13 protein-coding genes are annotated in these 19,204 nt (G+C 53.1%); 9 read left to right on the forward strand and 4 right to left on the reverse strand.

Annotated elements, in window-relative coordinates; translation table 11 throughout:
• Positions 1–52: 52 nt before the first annotated feature.
• From AC3CB2_RS17835 to xsc, 3 genes are all read left to right on the forward strand, one after another.
• Positions 53–1,525, forward strand: a complete 1,473-nt coding sequence (locus tag AC3CB2_RS17835) for a methyl-accepting chemotaxis protein (protein ID WP_352934972.1) — start codon at positions 53–55, stop codon at positions 1,523–1,525.
• Between the two features lie 246 nt (positions 1,526–1,771).
• Positions 1,772–3,577, forward strand: coding sequence for an aminodeoxychorismate synthase component I (pabB, locus tag AC3CB2_RS17840; protein WP_352934975.1), 1,806 nt, complete (start codon positions 1,772–1,774; stop codon positions 3,575–3,577).
• A gap of 183 nt (positions 3,578–3,760) precedes the next feature.
• Positions 3,761–5,539 carry a sulfoacetaldehyde acetyltransferase gene (gene xsc, locus AC3CB2_RS17845; protein WP_014283784.1) on the forward strand — a complete coding sequence of 593 codons (1,779 nt, stop codon included), beginning with the start codon at positions 3,761–3,763 and terminating at the stop codon, positions 5,537–5,539.
• Between the two features lie 174 nt (positions 5,540–5,713).
• Here the strand turns inward: xsc and AC3CB2_RS17850 are convergent, their stop codons facing one another.
• The gene (locus AC3CB2_RS17850) at positions 5,714–8,188 is read right to left on the reverse strand and encodes a GcvT family protein (RefSeq protein ID WP_352934978.1); all 2,475 of its coding nucleotides are present in this window, start codon (positions 8,186–8,188) and stop codon (positions 5,714–5,716) included.
• 79 nt (positions 8,189–8,267) lie between these two features.
• Positions 8,268–9,605: an omega-aminotransferase AptA gene (aptA, locus tag AC3CB2_RS17855; RefSeq protein WP_352934981.1), complete on the reverse strand. Its 1,338-nt coding sequence runs from the start codon at positions 9,603–9,605 to the stop codon at positions 8,268–8,270.
• Positions 9,606–9,776: 171 nt separating this feature from the next.
• On the opposite strand from aptA, the gene pdxR reads away from it, so the two are divergent.
• The 5 genes from pdxR (at position 9,777) to AC3CB2_RS17880 (ending at position 15,560) form a co-directional block, all read left to right on the forward strand.
• The gene (gene pdxR, locus AC3CB2_RS17860; protein WP_352934984.1) at positions 9,777–11,291 is read left to right on the forward strand and encodes a MocR-like pyridoxine biosynthesis transcription factor PdxR; all 1,515 of its coding nucleotides are present in this window, start codon (positions 9,777–9,779) and stop codon (positions 11,289–11,291) included.
• Positions 11,292–11,587: 296 nt separating this feature from the next.
• Positions 11,588–12,574 carry a taurine ABC transporter substrate-binding protein gene (locus AC3CB2_RS17865; RefSeq protein WP_008548410.1) on the forward strand — a complete coding sequence of 329 codons (987 nt, stop codon included), beginning with the start codon at positions 11,588–11,590 and terminating at the stop codon, positions 12,572–12,574.
• A gap of 123 nt (positions 12,575–12,697) precedes the next feature.
• Positions 12,698–13,480 carry an ABC transporter ATP-binding protein gene (locus AC3CB2_RS17870; RefSeq protein WP_008548668.1) on the forward strand — a complete coding sequence of 261 codons (783 nt, stop codon included), beginning with the start codon at positions 12,698–12,700 and terminating at the stop codon, positions 13,478–13,480.
• 9 nt (positions 13,481–13,489) lie between these two features.
• Positions 13,490–14,359 (forward strand): ABC transporter permease, encoded by an 870-nt coding sequence (locus tag AC3CB2_RS17875; RefSeq protein ID WP_014283780.1) that lies wholly within the window; start codon positions 13,490–13,492, stop codon positions 14,357–14,359.
• Positions 14,360–14,690: 331 nt separating this feature from the next.
• The gene (locus tag AC3CB2_RS17880; protein WP_352934988.1) at positions 14,691–15,560 is read left to right on the forward strand and encodes an SDR family oxidoreductase; all 870 of its coding nucleotides are present in this window, start codon (positions 14,691–14,693) and stop codon (positions 15,558–15,560) included.
• On the opposite strand, the gene hutC is transcribed toward AC3CB2_RS17880, so the two are convergent.
• Together hutC and AC3CB2_RS17890 are read right to left on the reverse strand one after the other, a co-directional pair.
• A complete protein-coding gene (hutC, locus tag AC3CB2_RS17885; RefSeq protein WP_352934991.1) occupies positions 15,553–16,263 on the reverse strand; it encodes a histidine utilization transcriptional repressor HutC in 711 nt (236 codons plus the stop codon). The two genes, AC3CB2_RS17880 and hutC, sit on opposite strands and share 8 nt — an antisense overlap.
• Before the next feature lie 42 nt (positions 16,264–16,305).
• Positions 16,306–17,682, reverse strand: a complete 1,377-nt coding sequence (locus AC3CB2_RS17890; RefSeq protein WP_352934994.1) for a formimidoylglutamate deiminase — start codon at positions 17,680–17,682, stop codon at positions 16,306–16,308.
• A 272-nt stretch (positions 17,683–17,954) separates the two neighbouring features.
• Between AC3CB2_RS17890 and hutI the strand changes: the two genes are divergently transcribed.
• On the forward strand, positions 17,955–19,190 hold the full coding sequence (gene hutI / locus AC3CB2_RS17895) for an imidazolonepropionase (RefSeq protein WP_352934997.1): 1,236 nt from the start codon (positions 17,955–17,957) through the stop codon (positions 19,188–19,190).
• Positions 19,191–19,204 lie beyond the last annotated feature (14 nt).

Below are 19,204 nucleotides of genomic sequence, written 5' to 3' on the forward strand. Positions count from 1 at the left end.
GTAGATGTATTTGGGTGCGCTTTGCATCAATACTATTAAGGGAAGACCTGAAATGAGTGCTGCAGTCGGATTTGAAGAAGAGGTAGGCCAATCTGACATGGGTTCAACCAGTTGGCCAATTGCTCTGGGCTGGGTTCTTGCTCTCCTGAGCTTTGGGATGAGCTGGGCTGGTGACACCGGTACCATGAGCATTCTTTCAGGAGTTGCTTTCCTGCTCGCTGCTGTACCAACTGCGCTGTGGCTGAAAGATAAGACCTCCGGCACTTCAGAACTTGCATCCGGCGTTTGCCTTGCTGTTCTGGCTGGCCTCGCAAGTTCTGCCGCAGCGCTAGGCGGATATGCTGAAGGCTGGCAAGTGGACTTCAACATTCTGTTCTTTGCACCGCTCGTCGTTCTAGGCTCTTCCCGCAATGGTGGCGCACTTGGTGGTTTCCTTGCAGTTTCCGCGATTTATTTGCTCGGTAGTCTGTTCGTGATGCCAGAGTTTCTGGTGAGTGAGCAGAGCACTTTTTCCGGCAACATGATCATTCTGGTTCTGCTTGCTGGCGTGACCATGGCGTTTCTTGGCACGCAGGGTGAAGCACCTGCTGAAAGCACAGGCGTGAGTGAAGCTGCTGCGACCGTCAGCACACCAGCTACCGAAATCGCAGAGAATGAGCAGAAGATTGCTGAACAGTCCGAGCGTATCGCTTTCTTTGAAAAGCATGTTTCCGATCTGCGTGATGCGGTTGACGGACAGCTGAAGAGCCTTTCTCAGAACACGCACAGCATTGTTTCCGCTTCCAAAGGCCTGGAAAACGCGACGCATAAATGCTCCAGCCATACAACTGAGGTGGTTACTTCCTCAGATGCGGCTTCCGGCAATGTGCAGACAGTTTCTGCTGCATCTGAAGAACTGTCTTCCTCCATTTCCGAGATCGCGCGCCAGATTGCGCAGGCCAATGAGATGGTGGAAGCCGCAACACGTGGTGCACAGGAAACCAATGACACCATTGGCAGCCTTGCAGAAGCTGCAAGCCGCATTGGTGAAGTTGTGACACTCATTCAGGCAATTGCAGAGCAGACCAACCTGCTGGCGCTGAACGCGACCATCGAAGCGGCACGTGCTGGTGAAGCCGGTAAAGGCTTTGCAGTCGTGGCGGCTGAAGTGAAAGAGTTGGCAAACCAGACCTCCAAAGCGACAGAAGAGATTGCCTCTCAGGTTTCCGCTATTCAGGGCAGAACCCGTGAAGCAGTGGAAGCGATTGGCTCCATCTCTCACACCATGGATGAAGTGAACTCTCACACTGGCGCAATTGCAGAAGCGATCACCCAGCAGGGTGATGCGACCAACGAGATTTCAGCCAATATTCTGGCAGCCTCTGACGGCACCATGGCTGTTTCTCAAGGCATCGCGAGCCTTAGTGAAGCCATGAACGAAGCAACAGGTTCTGTTTTCGAAGTAACAGAGAAAGCAAGCAAGGTGGATGGTGATCTCAATGAAGTTCACGATACGCTGGAGCGCTTCTTCCACGACGTTGCTTAATCAGCACTTCAATTTTTGAGTTTGACGGGTCACCATTGGTGACCCGTTTTGCATTTTGGGTGCTTATCTTGCTTCAGCAATTTTGCCTCTTCCGGCTTCATTTTGCGGAATTTGAGAGAAAATCGATCACAATTTACGCAAAACTACTCAATAAACGGACTTGGAGACAATTTTATGATTGCCTTGGTCTGGCGGGCTGGTATTGAGCATTCTTAATAAGGGTAACCCAAATAAGAATGGACAGGCATGGCGCAGTTTGCGTTTGGAACGGTACTTCTTGTCGACAGGCTAAGTCATGAGCCTGCGCGTCTCTTCCAAGCCCCTCAGCGCGTGTTAACCTGCCAAACTCTTACCGAAGTCCCTCAGTTTCTTCAGCAGCTGGAGCAAGAACGCAAAGCAGGTCACCATCTGGCAGGCTTCTTCTCCTATGAGTTCGGCTTTGCTTTTGAGGAGAAACTGAAGCAGCGTTTTTCCAGCTCTGGCAACATGCCACTTGCCTGGTTTGGCGTTTATGATGCACCGGAGCTTTTGTCTCGGGCGCAAGAAGCGCAGTGGCTCAAGGAAGCTGCAGGCAACGAGGCCTCCCCTTCTATTCACATCAACCAGTTTGACATGAGCAAGAGCGACTATGATGCCGCTTTTGCAAAAACGCAGCAGCACCTGGCACAGGGGGATATCTACCAAATCAACCTGACCATGCGCGCGATGCTGGAACAGACTGGAAGTGCAGCGGCGCTCTTTGATAATTTGCTGTTTCAGCAGCCCGTCGGATATGCGGCGCTTCTGCATCTGGGAGATCAGAAAGTTCTTTCCATTTCGCCGGAGTTGTTCCTGGAGCGCAAAGGCAAGCAGCTGACTACGCGGCCCATGAAAGGCACTGCTCAGCGCGGACGGACGACAGATGAAGACGCACGCGTTCAGGAATGGCTGCAAAGCGATGAGAAATCGCGCGCCGAGAACACAATGATCCTCGATCTGATGCGCAACGACCTGTCTCGCATCACAAAAGCAGGCAGTGTTTGTGTTCCCTCGCACTGCGAGGTTGAGCAATACCGCAGCCTGTTCCAGATGACATCGACCACGACTGGCGAGCTGGTGGATGGGGCTGAACTGCCTGAAATCATTGAGGAGCTGTTTCCATGTGGCTCCATCACCGGAGCACCGAAGCTGTGGGCCATGGAGATCATTGACGATTTGGAGAGGAGCCCGCGCGGGATCTATACGGGCTCCATCGGCATGATTGAGCCAAATGGTGATTTCACCTTCAACGTGGCGATCCGTACCCTTGTGATTGATGAGGATGGTGCTGCGGAAATGGGAACGGGCTCCGGTGTGGTGTTCGATTCCGGTGCTTCTCCTGAATATGACGAATGCTTGTTGAAGCTGAACTTCTTGAAGGCCTCAGACGAACGGTTTACCCTGTTTGAAACCATGGGCTGGACGCCTGAGGATGGCTATACACTGCTGGAACGGCATATGCAGCGAATGGCGGATAGCGCATCTTACTTTGGCTTCAACTGGAATCCGGAGCAAGCTTTGCGTGTGCTTGGGGACCATGCTGCAGGTTTTGAGCGCTCCATGCGGGTGCGGCTTGATCTGGCGGAAGATGGCGAGCTATCAGTCACTGCGCAGGAGATGCCTGCTTCAAGCGGTGATGATTGGCGTGTTTGCATTGCAGAAGAATGCGTGCATTCGCAGGACCGCTTCCTGTTTCACAAAACCAGCCGTCGTGGGTTTTATGATCAGACACGCGCCGACTATGCCGCCCAATATGGGTGCTCCGAGGTCATCTTCCTCAATGAAGCCGGGTATCTGACCGAGGGCAGTTTCACCAATCTGTTTATCCGCAGGGATGGCAAGTTGCTGACGCCAGCCCTGAAGCACGGCTTGCTGCCCGGTGTGTTCCGCGCTGGTTTGCTGGAGCATGGGTATGCGGAAGAGGCTGATCTGACACTTTCAGATCTGCAGGAGGCAGATGCAGTTTACATCGGGAACTCTCTGCGCGGTTTAATGAAGGCCAGCCTTGTTTCCCTTGATGCTGACGTAAGTTAGGTCATTTTTTCAAGGTCTGTCGAAGGGCATTCTCCTTTTATCTTCAAGCTCCTCAACGCAACTGGCCAATGCTATAGCGGAATCTGGCCCTAAGGCTCTTCTCCACCTCACGCTAGGTTTGATTGCATATCAGAATGTGCAGATCACAGCCGAGCCTGTGACGTGATGGGGAGGATTCGTGCGATGAAGATGACTACCGAAGAGGCCTTTGTAAAAGTGCTGCAAATGCATGGGATTGATAACGCCTTTGGCATTATTGGTTCAGCCATGATGCCGGTTTCGGATCTCTTTCCCGCCGCAGGTATCAAGTTCTGGGATTGTGCCCATGAATGCAACGCGGGCATGAGTGCGGACGGGTACTCCCGCGCCACCGGCAAGATGAGCATGGCGATTGCTCAGAACGGTCCTGGCATCACCAACTTCGTGACACCTATCAAAACAGCTTACTGGAACCATACGCCTTTGCTGCTTGTTACCCCGCAGGCAGCCAACAAGACCATCGGACAAGGTGGCTTTCAGGAGATTGAGCAGATGGCTCTCTTCGAGGATATGGTTTGCTATCAGGAAGAGGTTCGTGATCCTTCTCGTATTGCAGAAGTGCTGAACCGCGTGATTGAGAAGGCCTGGCGCGGATGTGCCCCAGCTCAGATCAACGTGCCGCGCGATTTCTGGACACAGGTGATCGATATCGAGCTGCCGCAGATCGTGCGTATGGAAAAGCCGCGTGGTGGTGTGCAATCCATCAAGAAGGCTGCAGAACTGCTTTCAGATGCCAAGTTCCCTGTGATCCTGAACGGTGCGGGCGTGGTGTTGAGCGGTGCTATTCAGGCCTCTGCCTCTCTGGCGGAGAAGCTGAGCGCGCCGGTGTGTTGTGGCTATCAGCATAATGATGCGTTCCCCGGCAATCATCCGCTCTCCGTTGGGCCGCTTGGCTACAATGGCTCAAAGGCAGCGATGGAGATGATTTCCAAGGCGGATGTGGTGCTGGCTCTTGGCACACGCCTCAACCCGTTCTCCACCCTACCCTGCTATGACATGGATTACTGGCCTAAGGAAGCCAAGGTCATTCAGGTGGACATCAACTCTGACCGGATTGGCCTGACCAAGAAAGTCACTGTCGGTATTCAGGGGGATGCCCGCGCGGTGGCGGAGCAGATCATGGAAGAACTGGCTGATCATGCTGGCAACGACGGGCGTGAAGAACGTGAGGCTCTCGTGCACCACGCAAAGTCAGCCTGGTTGCAGGAGCTGTCCTCCATGGATCACGAGGATGATGATCCGGGCACCACATGGAACGAGCGCGCTCGTACCCGTGAGCCTGAAAAGATGTCTCCTCGCATGGCATGGCGCGCTATTCAGGCTGCACTGCCGAAGGAAGCGATCATCTCTTCTGACATTGGCAATAACTGTGCGATTGGTAATGCCTATCCGAGCTTTGACGAAGGGCGTAAGTACCTTGCTCCGGGTCTGTTCGGTCCATGCGGTTATGGCCTTCCGGCTATTTTAGGCGCGAAGATTGGGTGCCCTGATACGCCCGTCGTCGGTTTCGCAGGCGATGGTGCCTTTGGTATCTCCATGAACGAGATGACGGCGTGTGGCCGTGATGACTGGCCGCCGATCACTATGGTGATCTTCCGCAACTATCAGTGGGGTGCGGAGAAGCGCAACACCACGCTGTGGTACGACGATAACTTCGTTGGCACTGAGCTTAATCTTGAAGTGCAGTACGCCAAGATTGCAGAGGCTTGTGGCCTCAAGGGCATTCAGGTGTTCAGCATGGATGAGCTGAGCAAGACTCTGGATGAGGCCATTGAAGGCCAGATGGAGCGCAACGAGACCACGTTCATTGAGGTGATCCTCAATCAGGAACTTGGAGAGCCTTTCCGCAGAGACGCCATGAAAGCACCTGTTGCTGTCGCAGGCATCAATGCGGAAGATATGCGCGAGCAAGAACTCGCGTAAGTCCCCCAGCAGTGCCCTTCTCGCCTCCTCTGAGAAGGGCATCAATCTTAAAGCCCGCGCAGTGTAACGCTGCCCGGGCTTTTCTTTTTGCGCATCAGTTGAACAACAACACTTTGCGTCACAAACATCCGGTTAGAAGAGCACCTCAGGTTTGATCCGAGATGCTCTCATGTTTTATGCGTCTTCCAGTTCTTTCAGGCCGCGCATGCGTAGGCTTTTAGGGTCGTACATGGGCTTGAAGGATGCTTCGGCATCACAAAGAGTGCCTTCCACGTCGATTTGGTAGGTGGACGCGAGCATATCTTTGATTGTTTCGCCTTTACACGGCACGTAGCCGAGGCCGACTGCGCCGCCGAGCGTATGGCCATAGTTTCCAGAGGTGAGATAGCCGACGATTTCTCCATCCCGCAGCACAGGTTCGTTGTGATGCAGGAGCGGCTCTGCATCTTTCAGTTTGAACTGCAGCATACGGGATGAGAGACCCTCTTCCTTCTTGCGTAGAACAGCATCTCTGCCGATGAAGGATGGCTTCTTGGTGCTGACTGCAAAACCAAGGCCAGCTTCCAAAACATGGTCTTCTTCGGTTATATCATGACCGAAATGTCGGAAACCTTTTTCGATGCGCAGGGAATCCATTGCATGGAGACCGCAGAGTTCCATGTCTAAATCGGCGCCTGCTTCCATCAAAGTTTCATAGGCATGCGCCGCCATGTCGGTTGAGACGTAGAGCTCCCAGCCCAGTTCCCCCACATAGGAGACACGGTGAGCACGAGCGAGGCCCATGCCGAGTTCAATCTCCTGCATGGTGCCGAAGGGGTGGTTCTCATTGGACCAGTCGTGATTGGAGACCTTGGAGAGTAGCTCTCTTGAGTTTGGCCCCATCACCACCAGCGTTGCTTCGCCCGCAGTTATGTCGGTGATCACCACATTGGCACCAGCCTTGTGCATGTTGAGCCAGCTGAGTTCGCGGATCACAGTAGCCGCTGGTGTTACGAGCAAATAAGCAGTTTCAGAGAGGCGTGTAACCGTGAGGTCAGCTTCAATACCTCCCCGCTCATTGAGGAACTGCGTGTAGACAATCTTGCCAACTGGTACCGACATGTCCCCACCACACATATGATTGAGCAGGCTTTCCGCATCCGGGCCTTCAACACGGATTTTGCCGAAGGAGGACATGTCATAGAGGCCGACATTGTTGCGGATGGCGAGGTGCTCTCGCTTGGAGTTTTCGAACCAGTTCTGGCGTTTCCAAGAATACTCGTAGGTAGGCTCCTGTTCTTGATCAGCAAACCAGTTGGCTCGCTCCCATCCAGCCGTCTCACCAAAAGCTGCGCCTGCCTGTTTCAGATGTTCATGCAAGGGTGAGCGGCGGACACCGCGAGCCGTAGCTTTTTGACGGAATGGGAAGTGGTCTGCATAGAGCAGTCCAAGCGTTTCCTTGGAGCGCTCATAGAGGAAGGTCTTGTTGCCCATGAACGGTTGCATGCGGCGGATATCAACGTCGGAGAGGTCAAATGGCGGATAGCCGTGCTCCATCCAATGAGAGAGCGCCATGCCTGCGCCACCGGCGGACTGAATGCCGATGGAATTGAAGCCAGCGCAGACGAAGAAGTTCTTAAGCTCAGGTGCTTCTCCCAGATGGTAGGCATCATCAGGCGTGAAGCTTTCTGGACCATTGAAGAAGGTATGGATACCCGTTACGGCCAGCTCGGGGAAGCGGTTGATCGCTTGCTCCAGAATCGGTTCGAAGTGCTCGATATCTTCTGGCAACTGATCGAAGCAGAAGTCCTCTGAGATGCCTTGCATTCCCCAAGGCTTGGCGATTGGTTCAAAAGCTCCCAGAAGGATTTTGCCAGCATCTTCTTTGTAGTAGGCGCACTCGTCCGGTACACGCAGGGTCGGGAGCTGAGGCAGGCCAGCAATGTTGTCAGTGACCATGTAGAAGTGCTCACAGGCGTGGAGCGGCACGTTTACGCCAGCCATGCGGCCTAACTCATGCGCCCACATGCCAGCACAGTTGACCACATAGTCAGCGGCGATATGGCCTTGCTCATCGCTGCCGTCACGCTGCCATGAGACACCAGCGACGGCGCCATTGCGCTTTTCAATGCTGGTGACTTTGACACCTTCAAAGACCTGGGCTCCCTGTTGGCGTGCACCCTTGGCAAGAGCAAGAGCGATGTTGCCCGGGTCGCCCTGCCCGTCCTTTGGCAGATAGACAGCCGCAGTGACATCTTCGGCATTCACATAGGGGTAGCGGTCCAGCAGTTCTGACGTGGAGATTTCTTCTACTTCTACGCCAAAGGCGCGGGCCATAGCGGCGGAGCGCAAGATCTCGCTGCGGCGCTCCTCCGTGAGAGCTACCGTGATTGAACCATTTCGGCGGAAGCCAGTTGCGATTTCTGTTTCGGCTTCCAGGTCGCCGTAAAGCTCCTGCGAGTATTTCGCCAGGCGCGTCATGTTTTTGGATGCGCGCAACTGCGCGATCAAGCCTGCAGCGTGCCACGTGGTGCCGCAGGTGAGCTGTTTGCGCTCCAACAGCACGATGTCTTTCCAGCCAAGCTTGGCCAGATGATATGCAACAGAACACCCGGCGATACCGCCACCGATGATAACCACACGAGCATTTTGTGGAATAGGCTTCGTCATTGATTGCCTCCCCTCAACCAACTTGGAAAACAAAAGAAGAGCACAAATGTGCTCTTCTCAAAACAATACTTTCTTCGATCTATTCGGCCATGAGCGTTTTTCTCATTGCATCCACGATCTCATCGACATGACTTCGCTCTGCAATGAACGCCGGGGCCAGAATGGCTGTGTCCCCCGTCCACTTGGCGTGGCACCCATTCCAGAACAGCTTTTTCTGCATCTCGTTGCCGCGGATGCCGGGCTTGCCGGGAAGTGGGTGAACCTCCACACCGCCCATGAGGCCATACCCCCGGATATCTTTTACGATCGGGATATCTTGAAGGGACCAGATCGCATCAAGGAAGTAATCGCTCAATTCTGCAGCCCGCTCAAACAAGCCTTCATCCTCGTAGATCTTCAGCGTTGCCAGACCTGCTGCGCAGGCTGCCGGATGGGCTGAATAGGTGTAGCCGTGGAAGAACTCGATGGCGTTTTCCGGAGCAGCTTCGGTGATGGTCTCATAAACCTGATCGGAGGCTGCGACTGCTCCCATCGGGATAGCCCCATTGGTGAGAGCCTTTGCCAGGGTAATTATGTCTGGCATGACGTTGAATGCATCAACAGCGAATGGTTTACCAAGGCGACCAAAGCCGGTGATCACTTCATCAAACACCAGCAGAATGCCGTGTTCATCGCAGATCTGACGGACGCGCTCCAGATATCCTTTTGGCGGGACAAGCGTTCCGGTAGAACCCGCGACAGGTTCAATGAACACAGCTGCGATTGTGGAACCGCCGTAGGTTTCACAGAAACGCTGCAGGTCATTTGCCAGTTCGGCACCTGTTTCCGGCTGACCTTTTGTGAAGGCATTTTCCTCGTTCCATGTGTGGCGCATCATGACGATGTTTGGCATGACAACCGGGAAGGTTTCGCGGTTTTTCACCATGCCGGACAATGAGACGCCGCCCATGTTCACACCATGGTAAGCCCGCTCTCGGGAGACAAAGCGGGTGCGCTGTGCTTCACCATTGGCACGGTGGTAGGCCATGACCATTTTGAGCGCTGTATCGATGGCCTCTGAGCCAGAGTTCACGAAGAACACATGGTTGAATGGCTCTGGCATGATCTGGGTAAGTTTGGCCGCAAACTCAAAGGATGTTGGCTGGCCCAGTTGGAATGGCGCTGTGTATCCGTTCTGCATCATTTGAGCGTGAACGGCATCCGCAATGGACTTGCGGGCATGGCCTGCCGGAACGTTGAACAAACCAGAAGATCCATCTACCAGACGATCACCCTGCTGATTCCAAAGGTACATTCCCTCTGAACGAGTGATGAGGCGTGGAGCATTCTTGAAATCCCGGTTTGAGGAAAACGGCATCCAGTGTTGCTCAAGAGAATTGGTTTTCGCTTGTTCAATCGGCTCTGCAAGGACACTCATTTCGATCTTTCTCCTAGAACACTGAGTTATTCACCAACAGTTCCCCAGAGGTACTGTGAGAAATATCTTGTCGTCGAAATATTAGGTCAGATAGGTCCAGTTGTTCTTGACCATAGAGCCAGATGAACTCATGCTGATACTTCGCTCGTGATTTGGAGGGAGGGGCCAGCCATGAGATACAGCTTGTTTTCCGTTGATCGGGATGACAGTACAACGCTGCAAAGCCAGATCCGCGAGATGCTCGTCTCTGCTATTCTTTCCGGTCAACTTGCTGAAAACACACCGGTTCCTTCAACGCGTGCCTTGGCGAAGCGGTTGAGCGTTTCACGCAATACGGTGATGTTGGCGTATCAGGCACTGGCTGCAGATGGCTACCTGATCACCCGGGAGCGATCCGGTTTTTACGTCTCACCGGAGGTTATTGAGAATCTCGGACAGCTGCCAGATCCGGTCAGGCCCAAAGAGCAAGTGCCCGGTGATCGAGTAGACTGGTCCTCAAAATTGCGGCTTACGCCCTCTACTCAGTTCAACATTCTGAAGACTGAGAACTGGCACAGCTACCCCTATCCGTTCATCTATGGACAGGTGGATCCGACACTGTTTCCAATCAGCGCCTGGCGGGATTGTGTACGCCAGACCATGAGCATCAAATGGCTGGATGCCTGGACTGATGATCGCTTTACCGCTGACGATCCTATGCTAATCGAGCAGATTCAGCGGCGTATTCTGATCCGCCGCGGGGTTATTGCCGAATCTGACGAGATTCTGGTGACGATGGGAGCCCAGAACGCACTGTTTCTCATCGCCCACCTGTTTGTAAGGCCGGATACACCTGTTGCATTGGAAGATCCGGGCTACCCCGATGTACGCAACATCATGCAGTTGCGAAGCTCGGACATTCGGGCGATTCCCGTTGATGAGGACGGCATTCGCGCGGACATGCTGGGGGATGCAAAGCTGGTCTACGTCACGCCCAGCCATCAGTTTCCCACCAACACCACGATGACCATGAAGCGTCGGCGGGAGGTACTGGAATGGGCGGCGCAATCTGATGCACTGATCATTGAAGACGATTATGAGTATGAGACCAACTATCGGGGGCAACCGACTGCCGCGCTTCGGTCTGTCGATGCATCAGGGCGCGTGCTTTATGTGGGTAGCCTTTCCAAGTCGATTATGCCGGGGTTGCGGATTGGGTTTATTGTGGCGCCGAAGCCGGTGATCAAAGAGATCCGCGCCATGCGTCGCCTAATGTTGCGCCACCCACCCGGCAACAATCAGCGCAGCGTTGCGCTGTTTCTGGCGCAAGGTTCGCAGGATGCTCTGATCAGCAAACTGCATCATGCCTATTCCAACCGCTGGAATGCGCTGAGTGAAGCCATGGAGACGCACTTCCCCGGCTGGGCTCAGGTCTCTGCGTTTGGAGGGTCCTCTTTCTGGGTGAGCGGGCCGCCTGAACTGGATGCGACTGTGCTAGCGCAGGAGGCGTTGAAGAAAGGCGTTCTGATTGAACCGGGCAATGTATTCTTTGCGGACCCGAGCCAAGGTAAAAACTATTTCCGCCTCGGTTTTTCTTCAATTCATGCCGACAAAATACCGAAGGGAATAGAAATACTCTCAGAGACAGCAGATAAATTGCTGCATCGCAGCACAAATAAACGAGAGAGCCCCCTTATCAGCGCATAAACACTGATCTCTTCGTTTATTTATACACTTCTAAAATAGAAGAACGTGAGATACAGGAGCGTCTTCCGCAGAGATTTGGGAATTAATATTGCGATAGCGGACATTTATATCTGCACCCCGCTCCGGAAATACTCTCTGGTTCTATCGGGATTCACAAACTGGCACTACCGAGTGATACGGTTTCATAGTGTCCTGAATCCTGAACATAATTCAAATTAACAAGTTTCCAGCGACAAGGAACGGTAAAAAACAAAGAAGGAATAAGCACTTAGCAACGCACTGGAGGGGGAATTGACATGGCATTGAAGAAGCTTGCAGGTAAACTGGCTCTTGCAGCAGGCTTGGTGGCGAGCCTTGGAATGAGCACGGCTCATGCGCTCGATAAAATCACCGTCGCCTATTTTCTGGAATGGCCTACCGCAAACCAGGCAGCACAGATCGACAAGACCTATGACGAAGCGCTTGGTCTGGAAGTTGAATGGCGTGCCTTCGGTAACGGGAACGAGATGGTTCAGGCCATGGTTTCCGGCGATGTGCAGATTGCTTACAGTAACGGCTTTGTTCCCTTCGTTGTTGGTGTTTCCTCTGGTGCTCCGATTAAACTTGTAGGTGTGGCAGTCACTTACGCTGAAAATGACCTCTGCATTGTGCGCAATGATTCCGGCATTACCAAAGCAAATGCGAAGGAGCTGGAAGGGAAGAAAGTTGCGACACCGATCGGCAACGTAACCCACTACAAGCTCATTCGTACGCTGGATCACCTCGGCGTAGACATCAACAAAGTGAACCTTGTGCAGATGAACCCTGCTGATGCAGCGGTTGCTGTTGTACGCGGTGATGTTGTGATGGGCTGCGCTTTTGGCGGTGCGTTGGACCGCATGAAAACTGTTGGCACTCCGCTGATGACTGGTGCTGAACAGGAAGCCGTTGGCATCAACACATTCGATGTAGTGAACGTGACCAACGACTTTGCAGCTGAGCATCCTGATCTGGTGAAGAAGTTCATGGAAGTTACCAATCAGGCCAACACCACTTACAACAGTAATCCGGATGCGGTTTACGACAAGATCGCCCTTGCTGCAGGTATGGATCTTGAACCTGCCAAGAAGATGATCGCGAACTTCGGTTTCCCTACCAGTGAAGAGCAGCTTCAGGAAAACTGGCTTGGTGGCGGTATTCAAGCAGCGGCTAAAGGTGTGGCTGATGTGATGGTTTCAGCTGGCGGTCTGGATGAAGCGCTGGACGACTACTCTCAGTTCGTCGACGCAAGCTACCTCAAGTAAAAACAATCAGAAAATGGCGGGCTTTGTCCCGCCATTCTTCCAAGAACAAGACCGGGCGAACCAGGCATTTTCCAAAGAACCGGGAGAAGCGCTTTGAGTGGAATAGTTGCCGACAATATCTCTATGGTTTTCACCCTTCCCAATGGTGATCAAGTCCATGCTCTCAACAACGTCAATCTGAATGTAAAGGATGGTGAGATCATCTCCGTTCTTGGTCCATCCGGATGCGGTAAAACAACTCTTCTCAACATCATTGCAGGCTTTCTTCGTCCGACCTCCGGCAAAATCGTCCGCGAGAATGTGGATGTGACCGGCCCCGGCCCAGACCGCGGAATGGTGTTTCAGCAAGGCGCGTTGTTTGAATGGATGACTGTGGAGAAGAACATCGCGTTTGGCCCAAAGATGGCTGGTCGTCCCGCAGCTGAAACCAAGCGCAAAGTGGATGAACTGCTGCAGATTGTTGGCCTGCAGGACTTTGGCAAAAAGCCGGTCTATCAGCTTTCCGGCGGCATGCAGCAACGTGTGGCTCTGGCCCGCTGCCTCGCTAATGACCCGGAAGTGATCCTGATGGATGAACCACTTGGCGCACTGGATGCTTTGACCCGCGAAAAGATGCAGAGCCTTGTGCTGAAGCTTTGGAAAGAGACACGTAAAACCATCATTCTCATCACGCACTCCGTTGAGGAGGCGTTGTTCCTTGGGGAACGGCTGATTGTGATGGCACCTCGCCCAGGGCGTATCTTGCGTGAGTACGAGCTTCCGTTTGCCGATCTCGGGTTGGTGGAGAGCCCTCGCCAGATCAAAGCTTCACCAGAGTTTGTGAAAACGCGCGAGGAAATCCTGTCTCTCATCTGGGGCATGGAAGAAGAGATTATGGGCAATGACCAAGAGCTGGAACCAGCATAGGAGGCCAATATGAGCAAGCATCACACGCCGCCCTCCGGCCTATCTGTTTGGCTTGGGCTTAAAGACAATGTTTTTACGCAGCAAAAAACCGTTCGCTTTGGCGATGCCAGCGCCGTCAATTCTGGCAGGTTCTACTCGATCCTGACCGTTGTTGTACTTCTGGCTGCCTGGGGCATTGCAAGCGCCATGGGTATGCTGGAGAGCTTCTACTGGCCATCAGTGGATGCAACGATCACGAGAATGAGCAAGCTGCTTTCCGCTGGTTTCAGAAACGTGGCGTTCTGGGATCACATTGGCATTTCAGTATTCCGCGTTCTTGCAGGCGTTCTGCTGGGAGCTCTTGTCGGCATCCCTCTCGGCCTGGCCATGGGGCTTTCTTCCGTTGCTCGCGGTTTGTTTGATCCCATCGTGGAGTTTATGCGCCCGATCCCTCCGCTGGCTCTGATCCCGCTGATTATCCTATGGTTTGGCATTGATGAGACTGCCAAGATCTTCCTGTTATTCCTTGCATCTCTGTTCATCATGACGATTGCAGCACGCTCTGGCGTGAACAGCGTCAAGATCACCAAGGTGCATGCAGCTTACTCACTGGGTGCCTCGCGTACACAGATCCTGTTTCATGTAATCCTGCCAAATGCACTGCCAGAGATCTTCACCGGTCTGCGTACAGCCATGGGCGTTTGCTGGGGCACAGTTGTGGCGGCGGAGCTGGTGGCAGCTGATAAGGGCGTCGGCTCCATGATCATGATTGCAAAGAACTTTTTGCAGACGGATACGGTGGTTATCGGCATCTTTGTGATCGGGCTTATCGGTTACACGATTGAGCTGGGCATGCGGTATCTGGAGCGTTGGCTTATTCCGTGGCAGGGCAAAGGCTAAGAGCCAACAAAGGGCCACTCATTTACGAGAGGGGAGAGCTGAAAGGCTCTTCCCTTTTTTCGTTGAGCCCCATGCAATCACTTTCGTCTATGCACAATTACCGGTTGATTTTAGCTGCTAAAGCTCCCATTTTTTGAGAGTAGGATTGAGGGCATTAGAGGTGTATTTCTGCCTGATCTCATCCTTGCATAAAAGCAAACCTTGCTTCGATCAAGCGTATGCCGTCCGGCCTCTGCTCCTTGGTTGAGTAAGCACCCAAAAGGTAATTGGCGCCTTTTCATTTTCCCCGGCAGCCGACCTTTTGCGGCACCTAATATTTGAGGGAATTGTCATGAAGAGTGTCGTTATTGCAGGCGCAACTGGCTATCTGGGCTCCTATCTCGTTTCCTACTACAGAAAACAGGGCTGGCACGTTCGTGCTCTTGTCCGCGATGAGCAGTCTGCTCGTGCAAAGGGCCTTGAAGCCTGTGAGTTTTTTGAGGGAGAAGCGACTAAACCTAACAGCCTGCATGGATTGATGGATAATGCTGATCTGGTCATTTCTGCTCTCGGCATCACGCGCCAGAAAGACGGCCTGAGTTACAACGACGTTGATTATCAGGCCAATAAGAACCTGTTGGATCTGGCAGTTGAGAACAGTGTCCCTCAATTTGCTTACATTCATGTTCTGAACGCGACCAAGTTACTGGATGTTCAGCTGGTGCGTGCAAAGCAGCATTTTGTGGAGGTTCTTCAGGCTGCACCAATCAAAAGCACCGTGATTTCACCAAGTGGTTACTTCTCTGATCTGGAGGAGTTTTTTGGAATGGCAAAGTCCGGACGGGTCTACATGTTTGGCTCGGGTGATTATCGGATCAACCCTATCCATGGCGCTGATCTGGCTGCAGCTTGCTTTGAGATTATCAAGGACGGTCAGGCTTATGCCGAAGTGGGTGGGCCCGTGAAGTATACCCACAACGAGTTGGCGGAGATTGCCTTCAAAAGCCTACACAAGAAAGCCAAGATTACGCATCTGCCCAATTGGATCAGCATTGCTTTGCAGCGGTTGCTGGAGACCTTTACCTCAACGAAGACGTACGGCCCGATCCAGTTTTTCCTAAGTGCAATGCGGATGGATATGATCGGTAAATGCTATGGCAAAATTCGGCTAGAAGATCACTTCGCTCAGTTGGAGCAAAAAGAGAAGCAGAAGACTAGCTGAAGATCGGCTCATCCGAGCTACGCGTAGCCATGTGATAACGACTGCCAGGATGTACTAGCCGCACGTAAGTGATGCCCTGCCCTGAAATCCAAGTACGGCGCTCGATGGTGAACACGGGCTCGCAGTCTTCCAGCTGGAGCAGTCGTTGCTCCTCAGCGGTGGCTTTGTCGGCACGGAAGACGTGTTCAATGCTTGGATGAGGAACACGCTGCAGCAGCCACTCGTTGGGGCCGATATCCGCGAAGCTTTCATCAGAGGCTTCTGGCAGTGCACAGATGTTAATCCAACGCACATCCAACTGCTGAGGAATGCCATCCCCATAGTGCAGGCTCTTCAGGAAGAGAGCCTTTTCATTCTGGTTTAGCCCAAGCTGGATGCGAGCGTCTTCTGGAGGCAAAGCTTCCAAACGCTCCAGAAGCAGATACTTGTAGGCCTGACCTTTGTTCTCGATCTCCTGCCGGATGACCGGAATGGTGATGGTTGCAGGGTGAGACTTGGGCTGGACGACTCGAGTTCCGGCCTTACGACGGCGTTCAACCAGCCCTGCATCAGCAAGCTCCCGCATGGCGCGGTTGACGGTTGCGCGGGTGCAGCCAAACTCCTCTGAGAGCGCTTGCTCGCTTGGCAACAGATCACCCGGCTGCCATTGCTGGCTGGTGATCCTCTCCTGCAAAATGCCTCTGATTTCCTTATAGGATCGCAAGCGCTCTTCCTGTCGTTTTCAAGAAAATGAATTTGGGCGTTGTTAGGCTGCTTCCAGCAAAACTGCAAGCTGTTCTCTATATTTAGCGGTGATAGCTGCGCGGTGGATGTGCTGCCCATCCTTCACCATGTGCCGTCCGGCGGACCAGACATCGGTTACGACACGGTCATCACCGGCGAAAATCCAATAATCCAGATATTGGTCTGGCCTCAGGCCTGTAAACTCTACCCGTGCTGTATCAATCGCAACGACATCTGCAAGGCTGCCTTCTTTGAGCTCCCCAGTGTTGCGACCCAGAGCCTGAGCTCCGCCTTTGGCTGCGGCCTGATACATAGCCATACCGACAGATCCTTCGCCGTTTAACATAACGTTTCGGGACTGATCACGCAGGCGCTGGCTGTATTCCAGCACGCGCAGTTCCTCAGAAAGTGAGATGCGCAGGTTGCTGTCAGAACCAACACCATAGACACCACCTGCTTCGATGAAGGTCGGCCCGTTGAATATGCCATCGCCAAGGTTTGCTTCTGTGATTGGGCACAGGCCTGCTACAGCACCAGCTTTCGCCATGGCCACAGTTTCTTCTGTGGTCATGTGGGTGGCGTGCACGAAGCACCAGTTGTTGCGGATATCAACGTTGTTCAGCAGCCATTCGATTGGGCGTGCCCCAAGCCATTCCTGAACAGCTTCCACTTCCTTCATCTGCTCTGAGATGTGGATGTGCACTGGCTTGCCAGCAAAGACGGATGCAATCTCACGCAACTGATCCGGATTGGTCGCGCGCAGAGAATGCGGTGCGATGCCGATCTGGCAATCTGCCGGCAGAGATGTTGTCAGGGGTTTCGACGCTTCTTCAATGAGTTGCAGATGACGTTCCAAATCATTGCCAAACCGCAATTGTCCGCCGCTTAAAGGCTGTTCACCTGCGCCACCGTAAGAGTAAAGAACCGGCAAATGAGTGAGGCCAATGCCAGTTTGATTGGCTGCTGCGAAGATGCGGAGACTCATTTCTGCGAGGTTTTCGTAGGGCGTTCCATCTGGTTGGTGATGAAGGTAGTGGAACTCACCGACACTGGCGTACCCAGCCTCTAACATCTCCATGTAAACCAGCGCGGCGATTGCCTCGACCTGTTCCGGGCGCAGTTGTCCCAGAAATCGGTACATCAGCTCCCGCCATGTCCAGAAACTATCCTTCCCTTTCTGGCGAACCTCAGTCATGCCTGCCATTGCCCGTTGGAAGGCGTGGGAGTGCAGATTGGCAGGAGCAGGACAGATCATTCTGTTTTTGCCAGAAACCTCTTCACCTTCAGGCATCACGCCGGTCTCAACGGTTTTTATGGCGCCGTCAACGTTCAAGTGCAAACGCACGTTCTCAATAAGACCAGTGGGGAGTAAAGCCTGCCCTGCGAAGATGGTTTTCATTGCTCACTCAATAGTTTGATGTGAAACGTCGATCAATTCAGATCATTTTGCAATAATAAGCATATACATAAATGCATCTCACACAACCATCCTCTTTTTCTAAGATATCACCAGACAAAGGTTAAAATGGCTGAATTTAGCTATTTATTTAATTGATACTGCTGGGTTAGCCCGAAAATTACTCACACTGCATATTTTTTATGTATAGACATTAAGCGATTTCCATGTAGATTTTTACTGAAGTGAATTCACGTGGAATCTCGGGAGGGTCCATGACAAGCGGGAGAACCGTACTCACCAACCTGACAGCTGCAACTCTGTCTGCACAGGCAGATGGCTATGGTCTGATCCACGATGCTGCCATTGCAATTGAGGCAGATGCCATCAGCTGGATTGGCCCTGCAAAAGAGCTGCCGGAGGAGTGGAAAGACGCGCCTCAGACAGATCTGAACGGACGCCTTGCCACTCCATCTCTCATCGATTGCCACACGCATATCGTCTACGGCGGATCCCGCGCTCGCGAGTTTGAGATGCGGTTGAATGGTGCGACCTATGAAGAGATCGCCCGTGCAGGTGGGGGCATCCGTTCAACAGTCTCCGCAACACGTGCCGCCAGTGAAGAAGAGCTCCTGGCAGGTGCGTTGCCACGGGTTGATGCGTTGCTTGCTGAAGGCGTAACAATGTTGGAGATCAAGTCCGGCTACGGGTTGGATCTTGATACAGAGCTGAAAATGCTGCGTGTTGCACGGAAGATTGGCGAGCTGCGTCCTGTTAAGGTGCTAACCACCTTCCTCGGCGCACATGCATTGCCGCCAGAGTATGAAGGTCGTAGTGACGACTACATCAGCTTTGTGTGCGATGAGGTGCTTCCGGCTGTCAAAGCAGAAAATCTGGCTGATGCGGTTGATGCATTTTGTGAGGGCATTGCCTTTTCTCCTGAGCAAGTGAGCCGTGTATTTGATCGTGCTCAGGAGCTCGGCCTTCCGGTCAAGATCCACTCTGAGCAGCTTTCCAACCTTGGCGGCACCGCAATGGCTGCCAGCCACAAAGCACTTTCCGCTGATCATCTGGAGTATCTGGATGCTGCTGGCATTCAGGCCATGAAGGAAGCGGGCACCGTTGCCGTTCTGTTGCCGGGTGCGTTCTATTTTCTGCACGAAACGCAGCATCCCCCGCTTCAGGAGCTGCGAGATGCAGGCGTTCCAATTGCGTTGGCGACAGATGCTAATCCGGGCTCCTCTCCCCTCACTTCACTTCTGCTTTGCATGAATATGGCTTGCACCTTGTTCCGCATGACACCGCAGGAAGCTTTGGCCGGTATCACACGCAATGCGGCGCAGGCGCTAGGACAATCTGAGGTTTGCGGAACGCTGGAAGCGGGCAAGCAGGCAAACATTGCGATTTGGGATGTGAAAGAGCCAGCCGAACTGGCTTATCGCATCGGGTTCAACCCACTGAACCGCCTGTATTTCCTCGGCGAAGACATCACAAAAACACAAGCAAATTAAGCACTGAGGCATTC

The organism is Pseudovibrio sp. SCP20 (genome assembly GCF_057774105.1).